Genomic DNA, 15,289 nt, shown 5'->3' on the forward strand with positions numbered 1-15,289 from the left:
TATAGTTGGGTCATGAATCACCAACTCAAGATTTCTTTGGTCTTACGTTTAATCTCAGTAACATGTTGATGATTACCGTGGCGTCAGTCATTGTGTTTTTAATTGCAGTTTTATGTACTCGTACTTTAGCAATGAAGCCTACAGGTATGCAAAACTTCCTGGAATGGGTATTAGACTTTGTAAAAGGCCTCATTAACAGCACAATGGATTGGAAGACGGGTGGTCGTTTCTTAACATTAGGTGTAACGCTACTAATGTATATCTTTGTCGCCAATATGTTAGGATTACCATTTGCCGTTGTTGTCGATCACGAATTATGGTGGAAATCACCGACTGCTGATCCGACGATTACATTGACTCTAGCAGCAATGGTCGTTGTCTTATCACATTATTATGGTATTAAGATGAAGGGATTTGCAGAATATGGTCGAGATTACTTCAAACCAATGCCTTTTCTATTCCCATTAAAGATTATTGAAGAGTTTGCAAATACGCTAACGCTTGGTCTACGTCTTTTCGGGAATATCTATGCAGGAGAAATTCTGTTAACTTTATTAGCAGGGCTTGCTACAAGTGGTACTGCTCTTGGATTATTTGGGGCAGTTGTGCCAACATTGGCATGGCAAGGCTTCAGTATTTTCGTAGGTGCAATTCAAGCTTTTATCTTTACAATGTTAACAATGGTTTACCTGGCACACAAAGTGAGTCAAGACCATTAATTTATAAAACCTTCGCTCAAGCTTTACCCGTTTTGAGCGAGTTTAAAACATGTTGAAAAAATTCTATTTCACTAAGGGAGGACTTTATAAAATGGGTTTATTAGCAGCTGCAATTGCAATTGGTTTAGCGGCACTAGGTGCTGGTATCGGTAACGGTCTTATCGTATCAAAAACAGTAGAAGGTATCGCTCGCCAACCAGAAGCACGTGGTACATTAACAACGACAATGTTCATCGGGGTTGCATTAGTAGAGGCGATTCCTATTATCGCTGTAGTAATCGCGTTCATGGTTCAAGGTCAATAATCAGTAACTTAAAACGTTTAAAAGTGGCGAAGATCATTCGAAAAGAACCTTCGCCATTGCTTTATGTCTTTAATGAGCAAAATCATAGATGTTAAGTCTTTGAAGGGAGTGAAGCAGCCGTGTCAAATACGTTTGTATTAGGAGCATCAGGCTTTAACGGTGGAGATATTTTATTCCAATTAGTAATATTCCTTATCTTGCTAGCATTGTTACGTAAGTTCGCGTTTGGTCCAGTAATGGGTATCATGAAACAGCGTGAAGAGCATATTGCAAGTGAAATTGATTCAGCTGAACAGCAGAATCAACAAGCACAGAAGCTTGTTGAGGAGCAGCGCGAGCTGTTAAAACAGTCTCGTGAAGAGGTTCAAGTTTTAATGGAAAACGCAAGAAAATCTGCTGAAGAGAAAAAAGAAGAAATTGTTGCTGCTGCGCGTGAAGAGTCTGAGCGTTTAAAAGCATTAGCAAAACAAGAAATTCAGCAAGAAAAAGATCAAGCAGTTACTGCACTTCGTGAGCAAGTTGCATCATTATCTGTATTAATCGCGTCGAAAGTGATTGAAAAAGAATTGTCAGAGCAAGATCAAGAGAAGTTGATCAATGAGTACATTCAAGAAGTAGGGGATGTACGATGAGTCAGTCGGCAGTCGCGAAGCGTTATGCATTAGCTCTTTTTCAATTAGCTTCTGAAAAGCAATCAATCGATGCTTTACAAGAAGAGTTAGACGTAGTGGAAGCAGTTTTCGCTCAAAACGATGATTTAATTGAAGTGTTAACGCATCCAAAAATTTCAACCAACCGAAAAAAAGACTTAGTTCGCCAAACTTTTTCAACGTTGACAGAAACGGTTCAAAATACGCTCCTTTTATTATTAGATCGTCATCGCATCCAAGTAGTAGGGGAGATTACTCGTGAGTATCGTGCTCTTGCAAATGAAGCACGAGGTGTAGCTGCAGCTACAGTATACTCTGTAAAAGCATTATCTTCAGATGAAGAGCGTGCTATTTCTGAAACATTTGCACCAAAAGTAGGAAAGCATTCATTATATATTTCAAATGTAATCGATAAGAGCCTAATCGGCGGCGTGAAGCTTCGCATCGGCAACCGTATTTATGACGGAAGTATTTCCGGAAAATTAGAATCGGTACATCGCGAACTTCTTGCACATAGATCGTAGATAGGGGTGAAATTCATGAGCATCAAAGCTGAAGAAATTAGTGCGCTGATAAAACAGCAAATTGAAAACTATCAGTCTGAGATTAAAGTGAGTGATGTAGGTACTGTTATCCAAGTTGGGGATGGTATCGCACGTGCTCATGGCCTCGACAATGTCATGGCTGGAGAGTTAGTTGAATTTTCAAATGGTGTCATGGGTATGGCACAAAACTTAGAGGAAAACAATGTCGGTATCGTTATCTTAGGACCTTACACTGGAATTCGTGAAGGGGATGAGGTACGTCGTACAGGAAGAATCATGGAAGTTCCTGTAGGGGAACAATTAATTGGTCGTGTTGTAAACTCATTAGGTCAACCTGTAGACGGCTTAGGCCCAATTGGAACAACAAAAACACGTCCAATTGAAAGCCAAGCTCCTGGCGTTATGGATCGTAAATCTGTACATGAGCCACTTCAAACAGGTATTAAAGCGATTGACGCTCTTGTACCAATTGGTCGAGGTCAGCGTGAGCTTATCATTGGTGACCGCCAAACAGGTAAAACATCTGTAGCAATTGATACAATTTTAAATCAAAAAGACCAAGATATGGTTTGTATTTACGTAGCTATTGGGCAAAAAGAGTCAACAGTACGTAACGTAGTAGAGACATTGCGTAAGCATGGAGCGCTTGATTACACAATTGTTGTAACAGCATCTGCTTCTCAACCAGCACCAATGCTGTTCTTAGCACCTTATGCCGGTGTAACAATGGGTGAAGAGTTCATGTATAACGGCAAACACGTACTTGTTATCTATGATGATTTAACAAAACAAGCATCTGCATACCGTGAACTTTCATTATTACTTCGTCGTCCTCCAGGTCGTGAAGCATATCCAGGGGATGTATTCTACTTACATTCTCGTTTATTAGAGCGTGCTGCAAAATTATCAGACGCTAAAGGTGGAGGGTCATTAACAGCTCTTCCATTTATCGAAACACAAGCAGGAGACGTATCTGCTTATATTCCAACAAACGTAATCTCGATTACGGATGGACAGATTTTCTTGCAGTCTGACTTATTCTTCTCAGGTGTACGCCCAGCGATTAACGCAGGTCTTTCAGTATCACGTGTAGGTGGATCAGCTCAGATTAAAGCGATGAAGAAAGTAGCTGGAACGCTGCGTTTGGATTTAGCATCTTATCGTGAGCTTGAATCATTTGCTCAGTTTGGATCAGACCTTGACCAAGCTACACAAGCAAAGCTTAACCGTGGTGCACGTACAGTAGAAGTATTAAAACAAGGCTTACACAAGCCGCTTCGTGTAGAAAAACAAGTAGCGATTTTATATGCGTTAACAAAAGGCTTCTTAGATGATGTGCCAGTTGCTGATATCACTCGTTTCGAAGATGAGTACTTAGCATGGTTAGATTCAAATCGTAAAGAAGTTCTTGAAACAATTCGTACAACTGGTGGACTGCCTGAAGATGGTGCATTTGAGTCTGCTCTTGAAGTGTTCAAGAAAACATTTGTAGCATCTGAGTAATCGTTAATTTTGTCAAAATGGTATGTTAAGACAAGCTTTTATTAAGGTAAAGGTGAACTTATGTTCACCTTTCATACCACGTGATCTTCTAAAACAAGGTGGTGAAACCTGTGGCATCATTACGTGATATACAAACGAGAATTACATCAACGAAAAAAACGAGTCAAATTACAAAAGCAATGGAAATGGTTTCAGCTGCAAAGTTAAACCGTGCCGAGCAGAACGCTAAGTCTTTTGTTCCTTATATGGAAAAGATTCAAGAAGTAGTTGCAAGCGTAGCAGGAGGCAGTAAAGGCGCTGCACATCCAATGTTAACGGCTCGTCCTATTAAGAAAACGGGATACATTGTCATTACTTCGGATCGTGGCTTAGCAGGAGCTTATAATAGTAACGTTTTGCGTGCTGTCTCACAAGCAATTGAAAAACGTCATACATCTCCAGATGAGTATGGTGTAATTGCAATTGGGAAAGTCGGGCGTGACTTCTTTATAAAGCGTGGTATTCCAGTGTTTTTAGAAATTACTGGTTTATCCGACCAACCATCTTTTGCTGATATTCAAGGAATTACTTCGCAAACGGTGCATATGTTTGCGGACGGTACATTTGATGAATTGTATTTGTACTATAATCATTTTATTAATACAATCTCTCAAGAAGTAACGGAAAAGAAGCTGTTGCCGTTAGCTGACTTAGCTCCAACAGGAAAGCTTGTATCATATGAGTTCGAGCCTTCTCAAGAAGAGATATTAGAAGTGCTATTGCCGCAATATGCAGAAAGCCTTATTTATGGTGGCTTACTGGATGGAAAAGCAAGTGAGCACGCAGCGCGTATGACAGCGATGAAAAATGCAACGGATAATGCAAAAGACCTTATTAATAATCTTACCCTATCATATAACCGTGCTCGTCAAGCAGCAATCACGCAAGAAATTACGGAGATTGTTGGTGGAGCAGCGGCTCTAGAATAGAAATAAGACTTGAAAAGCAAGTTAGGAGGGAACACGATGGCAAAAGGACGCGTTACTCAAATCATGGGTCCAGTTGTAGACGTAAAGTTTGACAGCGGACACCTTCCAGCAATCTATAACGCCCTTAAAATTTCTCATAAACCTGTTAGTGAAAGTGAAGTAGCAATCGAATTAACATTAGAAGTTGCGATTCACTTAGGTGATAATACAGTTCGTGCAGTAGCAATGTCTTCAACTGATGGATTAGTTCGTGGACTAGAAGTAGAAGATACAGGAGCACCAATTTCTGTACCAGTTGGTGATGTAACTTTAGGTCGTGTGTTTAACGTATTAGGTGAGCATATCGATTTAGATGGACCAATCAGTGCGGGAGTTCGTCGTGATCCCATTCACCGCGAAGCACCAAAATTTGAAGACTTATCTACACAAGCTGAAATTCTCGAAACAGGAATTAAAGTAGTTGACCTTTTAGCTCCTTATATTAAAGGTGGTAAAATCGGTTTGTTCGGTGGAGCCGGTGTAGGTAAAACTGTACTTATCCAAGAGTTAATCAATAACATCGCACAAGAGCACGGCGGTATCTCAGTATTCGCAGGTGTAGGTGAACGTACTCGTGAGGGGAACGATCTATACCACGAAATGACAGATTCTGGCGTTATTAAAAAGACGGCGATGGTATTTGGTCAAATGAACGAACCACCTGGAGCACGTCAACGTGTTGCATTAACTGGTTTAACAATGGCTGAATATTTCCGTGATGAGCAAGGACAAGACGTTCTGTTCTTTATCGACAACATCTTCCGCTTTACACAAGCCGGTTCAGAAGTATCAGCCCTACTTGGTCGTATGCCTTCAGCGGTAGGTTACCAACCTACACTAGCAACGGAAATGGGTCAATTGCAAGAGCGTATCACATCTACGAGCGTTGGTTCTGTAACATCAATCCAAGCGATTTATGTACCAGCCGATGACTATACGGATCCAGCTCCTGCAACGACGTTTGCTCACTTAGATGCAACAACTAACCTAGAGCGTAAGCTATCTGAAATGGGTATTTACCCAGCGGTAGATCCATTAGCTTCGACTTCTCGTGCGCTTTCTCCTGAAATCGTAGGTGAAGAGCATTATAATGTTGCACGTCAAGTTCAGCAAACATTACAGCGCTATAAAGAATTACAAGATATTATTGCAATCCTAGGTATGGACGAGTTATCTGATGAAGATAAACTTGTTGTACAACGTGCTCGTCGTGTTCAATTCTTCTTATCTCAAAACTTCCACGTTGCGGAGCAATTTACTGGTCAGAAAGGTTCATATGTACCAGTTAAAGAAACGGTTCAAGGATTTAAAGAAATCCTTGAAGGTAAATATGATCATTTACCAGAAGATGCTTTCCGTCTAGTAGGACGTATTGAAGAAGTAGTTGAAAAAGCGAAAAGCATGGGAGTAGAAGTATAATATAGGGACATAGGAGGTTTTTTGAATGAAGACAATCCATGTCAGTGTAGTCACTCCTGATGGCCCAGTTTACGATTCGGAAGTGGAAATGGTCAGTGCCAGAGCCCAAAGTGGTGAACTCGGTATCTTACATGGACATATTCCGATGGTAGCTCCATTACAAATTGGAGCCGTCCGCTTGAAAAAAGGAAGCAGCAGTGATGAAGTTGTAGCTGTTAGTGGAGGCTTTCTTGAAGTAAGACCTGACAAAGTAACAATCTTAGCACAGGCAGCAGAAACGTCAGATATGATTGATGTTTCTCGTGCAGAAGAAGCAAAAAATAGAGCGGAAACACGACTGCAAAGCAAGCAGGATGACGTTGATTTTAAACGTGCTGAGTTAGCTTTAAAGCGTGCTTTAAATCGCATAGAAGTTACTAAACAGAAAATGTAATAACAAAGAGACTGAGACATAAGTAGTTCAGCCTCTACTATACCTGAACGATTGAGAGTTCATAACTTTTAATCGTTCAGGTTTTTTTGGTTGATTGTGAAAATAATGTTGGAAACAGGGTGGAATGGAGCGTAGGACACTCGACTCCTGCGGGAAAGAGAGGGAAAACGGAGATCCCGCAGCGCAGCGAGGAAGCTCAGGTTCCTCCCCGCGGAAAGCGAGTGGCCGTATAGCGCAATGGAACGAACGTGTTGAGACAAACTAAAGAGATGGGAACAGCTAGTGTTCGTCTTTTAGAAGCCATCATTTTGTTATGTCCCAAACTCTTATTATATAAACAAGAGGGTTAATTTAGTTAAAATATGTAAATTAAGTTATATAGAGGTAAACCTTTGCACATTGCGCTCGACTGTGATTAAATGAAATAGTGGCTCTTCTTTGTTGTTTATCATTTATCATTATGCTAAGGAGGTGTGATCATGCTAATTGGTGGTATTGGTCCGCAGGCGCTATTAGCGATGGTTTCTCACCTTATTTTTATTGTAATTACATGGTATGCGCTTCAAGGTTTTCAGATTGAGAAATTAATGAAGCCAAATCGTGTAGTACAAGCAAGAATCATGTTAATCTTGCTTACCATTACAATCGCGTCCACGGTTAGTAATTTCTTTTTGGATTACTTATTCTGGTCGCAGCGAATTCCTTCCTTATTTCAATAGAAAATAGTTCTTCCCTCTTAAAAGGCTGTCTAAAAATGACGACGAAACAGGTGTATTCATCTGGTTAATTTGGACAGGCTGATAGTAAGAAGAGGGAGTGAGGAAATGGGAAAAAAAATTAGTGTCTTTTTGGCTATTTTCATTGTAGGTGTAATCGTATATTATGGAAGTTACGTGACCAATGCACAAGCTTCAAATTCAACGCTTGAAAAAATGGTTAACGTCTTAAATAAAGAAGCTGTAGAGATGAAAGAATGGTCATTGTATGCACGTGAAGAAGCTACAGAAGTTACTAGTCTAGTAAACTTCCAAATGAAATCAAAACAGCTTCAAACTAAATATAAAGGTTTTAAATGGGACATTAAAAGGGAAAACGGTGTATGGAAAGCTAAAGGTACAAGACAAGCGGGATCTGTGAAAGAATTGATTATGTTAACCTATACGGGAGATAAAAAAAGCACAGGTGGATATATCTCATATGAGTTAATAGGACAAGAATTCACGACTCAAAATGTCAGCGATGCCGAGGGGATTTTTAAAGACAATTATGAGAAACTTTTCCTAACAAATCCATTAATTTTCTCTTGTATAAAAGGTGAAATAAATGATAAGATGGAAAGTGTTTTGTCTTTACAAGTCAAGCAATTACTAACAGCATTCAATGCCCAGCAGATTGAATCGCTAATGGAAGAGTCATTTGTATCAGTATCAGCATATACTGGACTGTGGGAAGAAGCTCTTTCAAGTCAACAACAGGAAATGAACTTACAAATTGCATTACGCAAGACAGGAATGGGCGGCCAAACAACCCTGGTTGTTGGCACACCTATTATTACGTCTGAATATTAATATATAGAAAATGGACGCGGAGGGGAATACCTTGGAAAAAATCATCGTCCGCGGTGGAAATAGATTAAACGGTACAGTAAAAGTAGAAGGTGCAAAGAATGCCGTTTTACCTATTATCACTGCAACATTATTAGCTAGTGATGGAAAAAGCATTTTAAATGATGTACCAGCTCTCTCCGATGTATTTACGATTGGCGAAGTTTTAAGACATCTGAATGCAGAAGTGGATTTTGAAACAAATCGTGTAGTTGTAGATGCATCAAGAGAATTAGAAACAGATGCACCTTTTGAGTATGTAAGAAAAATGCGAGCATCTGTATTAGTAATGGGTTCTTTATTAGCCCGTACTGGTAAAGCGCGTGTTGCATTACCAGGTGGATGTGCAATTGGTTCTCGTCCAATTGATCAGCACCTTAAAGGCTTTGAAGCAATGGGAGCAAAAGTTACGGTTGGAAACGGCTTTATCTATGCTGAAGTTGAAGGAAGATTACAAGGTGCAAAGATTTATTTAGATTTCCCAAGTGTAGGTGCTACTGAAAATATCATGATGGCAGCAACGCTTGCTGAAGGTACAACAATTATTGAAAACGTAGCAAAAGAGCCTGAAATTGTGGATTTAGCAAACTTCTTAAATGCGATGGGCGCGAAAGTACGTGGGGCTGGAACTGGTACAATCCGAATTGAAGGTGTTAACAAATTATATGGTGCCGAACATTCAATTATTCCGGATCGCGTTGAAGCGGGTACGTTTATGGTAGCAGCGGCAATTACAGGTGGAGATGTGCTTGTACGCGGTGCTGTATCTGAACATTTGAGCTCGTTGATAGCGAAGATGGAAGAAATGGGTGTCAAGATTATTGAAGAAGGCGATGGACTGCGTGTTATTGGGCCAGAGAAATTAAAGCCTGTTGATATTAAAACGATGCCACATCCTGGCTTCCCAACAGATATGCAATCTCAAATGATGGCATTATTATTAGCAGCTGAAGGCACAAGTATGATTACAGAAACAGTTTTCGAAAATCGCTTTATGCATGTCGAAGAGTTTCGTCGTATGAATGCAGATATTAAAATTGAAGGTCGTTCTGTTATTATTAATGGTCCTTCAAAATTACAAGGCGCTGAAGTGGCAGCAACGGATTTACGTGCAGCAGCAGCATTAACGCTTGCTGGCTTAGTAGCTGATGGCTATACGCGCGTTACTGAATTAAAGCATCTAGATCGTGGCTATGTGAACTTCCACCAAAAGCTAGCAGGATTAGGTGCTGATATTGAACGTGTAAATGATAAAACGCATCAAGTTGAAATATCGCAACAAGTATCTGATGTAAATATGTAAAAAAAAGTATCTCGCTTTGTCGAGATACTTTTTTTTATGGACAAATTTAGAAAAGGTTTTGGAGTGTCATAAAAGCTTGTCCCTATCCATAAATATGAACTATAAGGATTGTTGAGTTCCTTGATAAATTCATAGATATGGAGGCTCTGTATACATGAAGCAAATAAAGCCAATGATTATTCTCGCAGCGATCTTCTTTCTCGTCATTCTTTTAATTCCAACTTTATTGGTGATACCTTTTATTGAAAAGGAAAGCGAGCCATTAACGAATGAAGAGAATAAAAAAGCGGAGCAGTCTGAGGTACATAAATCACCTGGCTCACAGTTAGATGTTGATGTGGGCGTATACCGCTCTCAGTCAGAGCAGGTAGAGACACTACCTCTAGAAGAGTACCTAGTGGGCGTGGTAGCGGCTGAAATGCCTGCAGAATTTGAATTGGAAGCATTAAAAGCGCAAAGTCTAGCAGCACGCACTTACACTGTTCAAAAGCTTATGAATAGAGCAAATGCGGGCTTACCGGAAGGTGCAGACATTACAGATACTGTTAACGATCAAGTATATTTAAGTGAAAAAGAATTAAAGAAGCATTGGGGAAAAGAATATGAGTGGAAAATCAAAAAAGTGAAAGAAGCGGTTAAAAAAACGCAAGGACAAATCTTGACGTATAACAATAAGCCCATTGATGCCACGTTCTTTTCAACTAGCAATGGCTATACAGAAAACTCAGAGTCGGTGTGGTCAAATTCTATTCCTTATTTAAAGAGCGTAGAGAGTCATTGGGATACGAAATCACCTAAGTTTAAAAATGAAAAGATGATGTCTATTTCAGAGTTTGAACAGAAACTAGGCGTCAATATTTCACAGTCTACTGATATAGGTGATATTATTTCAAAAACGCCTGGAAAAAGAGTAGACTATGTGAAGGTTGGCGATAAAAAGATAGCTGGGACTGTGGTGCGTAATAAACTAAACCTGTCTTCAGCTGATTTTACATGGAAACGTGAAAATGATCATATTGTCATTGAAACCAAGGGGTATGGACATGGGATTGGTATGAGTCAATACGGTGCTAACGGTATGGCTATAGAGGGTAAATCTTATAAAGATATTGTGACACATTATTATACAGGAGTAGCAATTGCAGGTTCAGACCAGTATGTTGCACAGTTAACAGCTAAAAAATAAACAGTAAAGTTTACTTTAGGCAAAAATCTAGAGTAAGCTTTTTTTTAGGGAAAATAAATCACTGTGTGTATATTTTTAAAACCTTTGTCGAAAAATAATCGAAAAAAACTTTTAGGTTGTGTATATATTCTTAAAATTGTGTTCAGACTGATTGCTGAGGTGATGATACATGAGAGAGGAAGAAAAGAAACGTACTTCTCAACAATCAAAGGTTCACAAACTTTTTAGAAAGCGTTGGATTTTTCCAGCAATCTATCTGGCAAGCGCAGCAATTATCCTTACAGCCGTTCTTTGGTTTCAAGCGAATGGAAATAATAACCTAAGCGAAGATGCTAAAGATCGTTATGGACAAGATGGAACTGCATATACAGAAGATGCCATGGAAGTAAACGCATCGCTTGAGAATTTAAAAATGCCACTTGTAAATGATAAGGATGCTGTTGTAAAGAAACCATTTTACGATGATCAAGCATCAAAGAAACAACAAGAAGCAGCACTCGTATTTTATAATAATACGTATCACCCAAACACAGGCGTTGATTTAGCTATAGAAGGTGATAAATCATTTGATGTAACAGCAGCAGCAAGTGGAACTGTTACAAAAGCAGAAAAAGACCCGTTACTTGGATTTGTAATTGAAGTGGATCACAAAGATGGACTTGTTACCCAATATCAATCTTTAGATGAAGCAACTGTTGAAGTAGGAGATGTTGTGAAACAAGGTCAAGTACTTGCCAAAGCTGGAAAAAACTTATACAACCAGGAAGCGAATAACCATGTTCACTTTGAAATTCGCAAAGATGGTGTTGCTATAAACCCTAGCGATTACTTTGGTAAATCAGTCGCTTCTATTAAAGAAGTGAAAGCTGCTGAGGTTACAGAACAACAACCTACTACAGCTGAAGAGCCATTAAAAGATGAAGAAACATCAAAGGATAAAGAAGAGTCAAAGCAGGAAGATAAAACTGGTGACGAAGCACCTAAAGCTCCTGAAAATAAAGAGCAATCAGCAGATGAATCAAAATCAAATGCATAATATAAACCACTAGAAGCCTTCTTTCTCTTAAGTTCAATTCTGGATTAAGAGAAGAAGGTTTTTTCTCTATTTTTTAATAAAATAGATGAAATTTTAAAAAAAATAAAATAAATCACTTGTCCCTCTTGACTTTTATAGCATATATCTTCAAATAAGCTAATACACTGTTACAAACCTACAAAGAGAATGGTGGAAAAATATAGAATTTTTTTATCATCTCACATCCAATTTAGGGAGGGCGAGTAGAGTGCACGATTACATCAAAGAGAGAACTATCAAGATTGGGAAGTATATCGTGGAAACTAAAAAGACCGTTCGTGTAATTGCGAAAGAGTTTGGAGTTTCTAAAAGTACTGTCCATAAAGATTTAACAGAAAGATTACCTGAAATAAACCCTGAACTAGCAAATGAAGTAAAAGAAATACTTGATTATCATAAATCAATTCGGCATCTGCGTGGAGGGGAAGCAACAAAATTAAAATACAAAAAAGAAGAAGAAATTGTAAAATAGCACGATTCCCCTTTACTATCAGAGAAACAGGGTAGGAAAGGGGGATTTATATTGGTTAAAAAAGTAAAAAAATAAAATTTTTTATTAATAAATACATACATATACAATTTGTGATAAAATAGTAAATTAGGAAAAAAGAATGGTATGCATGCAATTATATGTAAACTGAAGGAGGATTTAAGGTATGTTAGCAAAAGACATCGGTATCGACCTTGGTACGGCTAACGTCTTAATTCATGTAAAAGGCAAAGGAATCGTATTGAATGAACCGTCGGTTGTAGCAATCGATAAAAATACAAATAAAGTGTTAGCAGTTGGAGAAGAAGCACGTCAAATGGTTGGGCGTACACCTAGTAATATTGTAGCAATTCGTCCGCTTAAAGATGGTGTAATCGCAGATTTTGATATTACAGAATCTATGTTGAAATACTTCATTAATAAACTAAATGTGAAAGGTTTTTTATCAAAACCTCGTATTTTAATTTGCTGTCCTACGAACATCACATCTGTAGAACAAAAGGCAATACGTGAAGCAGCAGAGAAAAGTGGCGGCAAAACAATCTATTTAGAAGAAGAGCCAAAAGTAGCAGCCATTGGTGCGGGAATGGATATCTTTCACCCAAGCGGTAATATGGTAGTAGATATCGGTGGTGGAACAACTGATGTGGCTGTTTTATCAATGGGTGATATTGTAACAGCTTCGTCTATTAAAATGGCTGGAGATCGTTTTGATGCTGAAATTTTACAATATATAAAAAACAAATATAAGCTGTTAATTGGTGAGAGAACAGCTGAAGAAATTAAGGTGAAAATTGGAACGGTTTTCCCTGGCTCAAGAGAAGAAGAACTTGATATTAGAGGTCGAGATATGGTGTCAGGCCTTCCTCGCACGGTTACAGTAAAATCTCATGAAGTAGAGGAAGCGCTAAGAGAATCTGTTAGCGTCATTGTACAAGCATCAAAAAGTGTTTTAGAACGTACACCTCCAGAGCTTTCTGCCGATATTATAGATAGAGGTGTTATCTTAACAGGCGGAGGAGCTTTACTACACGGTATAGATCAGCTGCTAGCAGAAGAACTAAAAGTTCCCGTACTGATTGCTGAGAATCCAATGGGTTGTGTTGCAGTTGGTACAGGTATCATGCTAGACAATATCGATCGACTTTCTCGCCGAAGTATTATTTAATAATGAAACTCTTATCATACGCTTTTTCTGAAAAGCATAAATAAGATGATAACTCCTCTTTGTAAAGTATTACAAGGGGAGTTTTATTATTTCGAAAAGTGTGAGGTGGACAAGTTGTTTAAAGGCTTTTATACAGCGACAGCAGGGATGCTATCCCAGCAGAGAAGAACGGATATGCTTACAAATAATATTGCGAATGCAAATACTCCCGGCTTTAAGGAAGATCAAGGAGTCATTCGAGCGTTTCCAGAGATGTTACTGCAGCGTATCGAAGAGCAGCAAAACGGAAAAAGCGTAACTCGCTCTCAAGAGAATATTGGGAGCTTAAATACAGGAGTATACTTACAAGAAACGGTTCCTAATTTTGTGCAAGGAGATGTCCAGCAAACTGATTACCAAACAGATTTAGCTCTGTTACAAACGAGCGTGCCAGACAAGGAAGGTGGCTTATTTTTTGCAGTACAAAGCTCTGAAGGTAACCTTTCTTATACCCGAAATGGTAACTTTACAGTAGACCTGGCAGGATTCTTAACCACTAATAATGGTGAATATGTGCTCAATACAAATAATGAACCAATTAACGTCCAAAATGAGGAATTCAAAGTAGATAATCAAGGCAACGTAACGGTTAACGGTGAAGTAGCGGGGCAATTAAATATTGTTTATGCTAACTCAATGGAAACAGTAATTAAAACAGGAAACGGACTATATCAAACTGAAAACGGTCAGCCGTTGCCTTCAGCTGTTGGAAACGGTGAAGCTTCTTATGACATTAAACAAGGCTTTGTGGAGCGCTCTAATGTAAATATGTCACAAGCTATGACGGAACTACTTACTGCTTATCGTACATTCGAAGCAAATCAAAAAGTGATGCAAGCTTACGACCGTAGTATGGAAAAAGCAGCCAACGAAATTGGTAAAGTAAGATAAGCAATGTACTAAACAATTGGAGGAATAATATGTGAATCGCTCGATGATTAATGCTACAAACACAATGACTCAATTACAACAGCGTTTAGATTTAGTTGGAAGCAACTTAGCAAACATAAATACAGTTGGTTACAAAAAGCGTGATGCATCATTTAGTGATATGTTGTATCAACAAATTAATAATCAATCGGATGAAGCAAGCGAACCAGGAAGAAAGACACCGCTTGGCATTCGTCAAGGGGCAGGAGCGCTTCTTAGTCAAACGAAACTTGTTACCACACAGGGCTCGCTTCAAGAAACAGGGCGACAATTAGATGTTGCATTAACCAACCCAAATACTTTCTTTCAAGTGCAGAAGGATAATGATGGTACAGTAGAAACGTACTATACAAAGAACGGTTCCTTACACCTTACACCACTTGGAAACGGAGAAGTACAGTTAGTGAACACAGATGGGAATCCAGTCTTAGATAGTGAAGGTAATACCATTTCCTTTAGTACGGATTTTCGTGAGCTTCAAATCAATAAAGCTGGAGAATTAACCGTTGTTAGTAATGAAGGGAATGAGATCTTTGCTCTTGGCTTAACTCGAGTAAATCGTCCCCAGTCACTAGAGGCAGTGGGCTCATCTTTATTTAGGGTTCCAAATGCCCTAAATCAAGAAAATGGCGTACAAAATTTACAGGGTGATGAACGTGCCGGAGCCGGTATTCAACAAGGGTTTTTGGAACAATCGAATGTTGATATGAGCAAAGAAATAACGGATATGACATTGACCCAAAGAGCTTATCAGTTTAATTCCCAATCCATTTCAATTGCTGACCAAATGATGGGACTTGTAAACAGTATACGTTGATTATTCGTATTATTTTTGAATAAATTAGTAAATTTTATCTTATCTTTAAATTTGGTCATAGACTATACCTTCACGTGGCATTCTAAGTACGTAAACT

General features: G+C 38.8%; 17 protein-coding genes. All 17 read left to right on the top strand.

The genetic code is table 11. The features are described from left to right. The first annotated feature begins 5 nt into the window (after window positions 1-5). Window positions 6-719, top strand: coding sequence for a F0F1 ATP synthase subunit A (atpB, locus tag AC1UFB_RS06770; RefSeq protein ID WP_025908756.1), 714 nt, complete (start codon window positions 6-8; stop codon window positions 717-719). A 91-nt stretch (window positions 720-810) separates the two neighbouring features. After that, a complete protein-coding gene (gene atpE, locus AC1UFB_RS06775; RefSeq protein ID WP_025908757.1) occupies window positions 811-1,023 on the top strand; it encodes a F0F1 ATP synthase subunit C in 213 nt (70 codons plus the stop codon). A gap of 119 nt (window positions 1,024-1,142) precedes the next feature. Beyond that, window positions 1,143-1,655, top strand: coding sequence for a F0F1 ATP synthase subunit B (gene atpF, locus AC1UFB_RS06780; protein ID WP_482588837.1), 513 nt, complete (start codon window positions 1,143-1,145; stop codon window positions 1,653-1,655). After that, the gene (locus AC1UFB_RS06785; RefSeq protein WP_025908759.1) at window positions 1,652-2,197 is read left to right on the top strand and encodes a F0F1 ATP synthase subunit delta; all 546 of its coding nucleotides are present in this window, start codon (window positions 1,652-1,654) and stop codon (window positions 2,195-2,197) included. Before atpF ends, AC1UFB_RS06785 begins: the two co-directional genes overlap by 4 nt. 15 nt (window positions 2,198-2,212) lie before the next feature. Further along, window positions 2,213-3,721, top strand: a complete 1,509-nt coding sequence (atpA, locus tag AC1UFB_RS06790) for a F0F1 ATP synthase subunit alpha (protein ID WP_025908760.1) — start codon at window positions 2,213-2,215, stop codon at window positions 3,719-3,721. 110 nt (window positions 3,722-3,831) lie between these two features. Next, window positions 3,832-4,689, top strand: coding sequence for a F0F1 ATP synthase subunit gamma (locus AC1UFB_RS06795; protein WP_061785834.1), 858 nt, complete (start codon window positions 3,832-3,834; stop codon window positions 4,687-4,689). A 36-nt stretch (window positions 4,690-4,725) separates the two neighbouring features. After that, window positions 4,726-6,147 (top strand): F0F1 ATP synthase subunit beta, encoded by a 1,422-nt coding sequence (gene atpD / locus AC1UFB_RS06800; RefSeq protein ID WP_100346571.1) that lies wholly within the window; start codon window positions 4,726-4,728, stop codon window positions 6,145-6,147. 25 nt (window positions 6,148-6,172) lie between these two features. After that, window positions 6,173-6,580 carry a F0F1 ATP synthase subunit epsilon gene (locus tag AC1UFB_RS06805; protein ID WP_100346572.1) on the top strand — a complete coding sequence of 136 codons (408 nt, stop codon included), beginning with the start codon at window positions 6,173-6,175 and terminating at the stop codon, window positions 6,578-6,580. A gap of 479 nt (window positions 6,581-7,059) precedes the next feature. Then, window positions 7,060-7,299, top strand: a complete 240-nt coding sequence (locus tag AC1UFB_RS06810; protein ID WP_025908764.1) for a DUF1146 family protein — start codon at window positions 7,060-7,062, stop codon at window positions 7,297-7,299. A gap of 105 nt (window positions 7,300-7,404) precedes the next feature. Beyond that, window positions 7,405-8,148 carry a YwmB family TATA-box binding protein gene (locus tag AC1UFB_RS06815; protein WP_100346573.1) on the top strand — a complete coding sequence of 248 codons (744 nt, stop codon included), beginning with the start codon at window positions 7,405-7,407 and terminating at the stop codon, window positions 8,146-8,148. 31 nt (window positions 8,149-8,179) lie between these two features. After that, entirely contained in the window at window positions 8,180-9,487 is a 1,308-nt protein-coding gene (gene murA / locus AC1UFB_RS06820) for a UDP-N-acetylglucosamine 1-carboxyvinyltransferase (protein WP_025908766.1), read from the top strand. A 154-nt stretch (window positions 9,488-9,641) separates the two neighbouring features. Next, window positions 9,642-10,673 (top strand): stage II sporulation protein D, encoded by a 1,032-nt coding sequence (gene spoIID, locus AC1UFB_RS06825; RefSeq protein WP_100346574.1) that lies wholly within the window; start codon window positions 9,642-9,644, stop codon window positions 10,671-10,673. 169 nt (window positions 10,674-10,842) lie between these two features. Further along, on the top strand, window positions 10,843-11,709 hold the full coding sequence (gene spoIIQ / locus AC1UFB_RS06830) for a stage II sporulation protein SpoIIQ (RefSeq protein WP_061785671.1): 867 nt from the start codon (window positions 10,843-10,845) through the stop codon (window positions 11,707-11,709). 247 nt (window positions 11,710-11,956) lie between these two features. After that, complete coding sequence (spoIIID, locus tag AC1UFB_RS06835; protein WP_025908769.1) at window positions 11,957-12,220, top strand: sporulation transcriptional regulator SpoIIID; 264 nt, start codon at window positions 11,957-11,959, stop codon at window positions 12,218-12,220. A 184-nt stretch (window positions 12,221-12,404) separates the two neighbouring features. Beyond that, window positions 12,405-13,406: a rod shape-determining protein MreB gene (gene mreB, locus AC1UFB_RS06840; protein WP_482588844.1), complete on the top strand. Its 1,002-nt coding sequence runs from the start codon at window positions 12,405-12,407 to the stop codon at window positions 13,404-13,406. Window positions 13,407-13,520: 114 nt separating this feature from the next. After that, window positions 13,521-14,336 carry a flagellar hook-basal body protein gene (locus tag AC1UFB_RS06845; protein ID WP_061785672.1) on the top strand — a complete coding sequence of 272 codons (816 nt, stop codon included), beginning with the start codon at window positions 13,521-13,523 and terminating at the stop codon, window positions 14,334-14,336. Window positions 14,337-14,367: 31 nt separating this feature from the next. Beyond that, window positions 14,368-15,192, top strand: coding sequence for a flagellar hook-basal body protein (locus AC1UFB_RS06850; protein ID WP_100346576.1), 825 nt, complete (start codon window positions 14,368-14,370; stop codon window positions 15,190-15,192). The last annotated feature ends 97 nt before the right edge of the window (window positions 15,193-15,289 follow it).

Source organism: Priestia sp. KCTC 13724 (assembly GCF_056820425.1).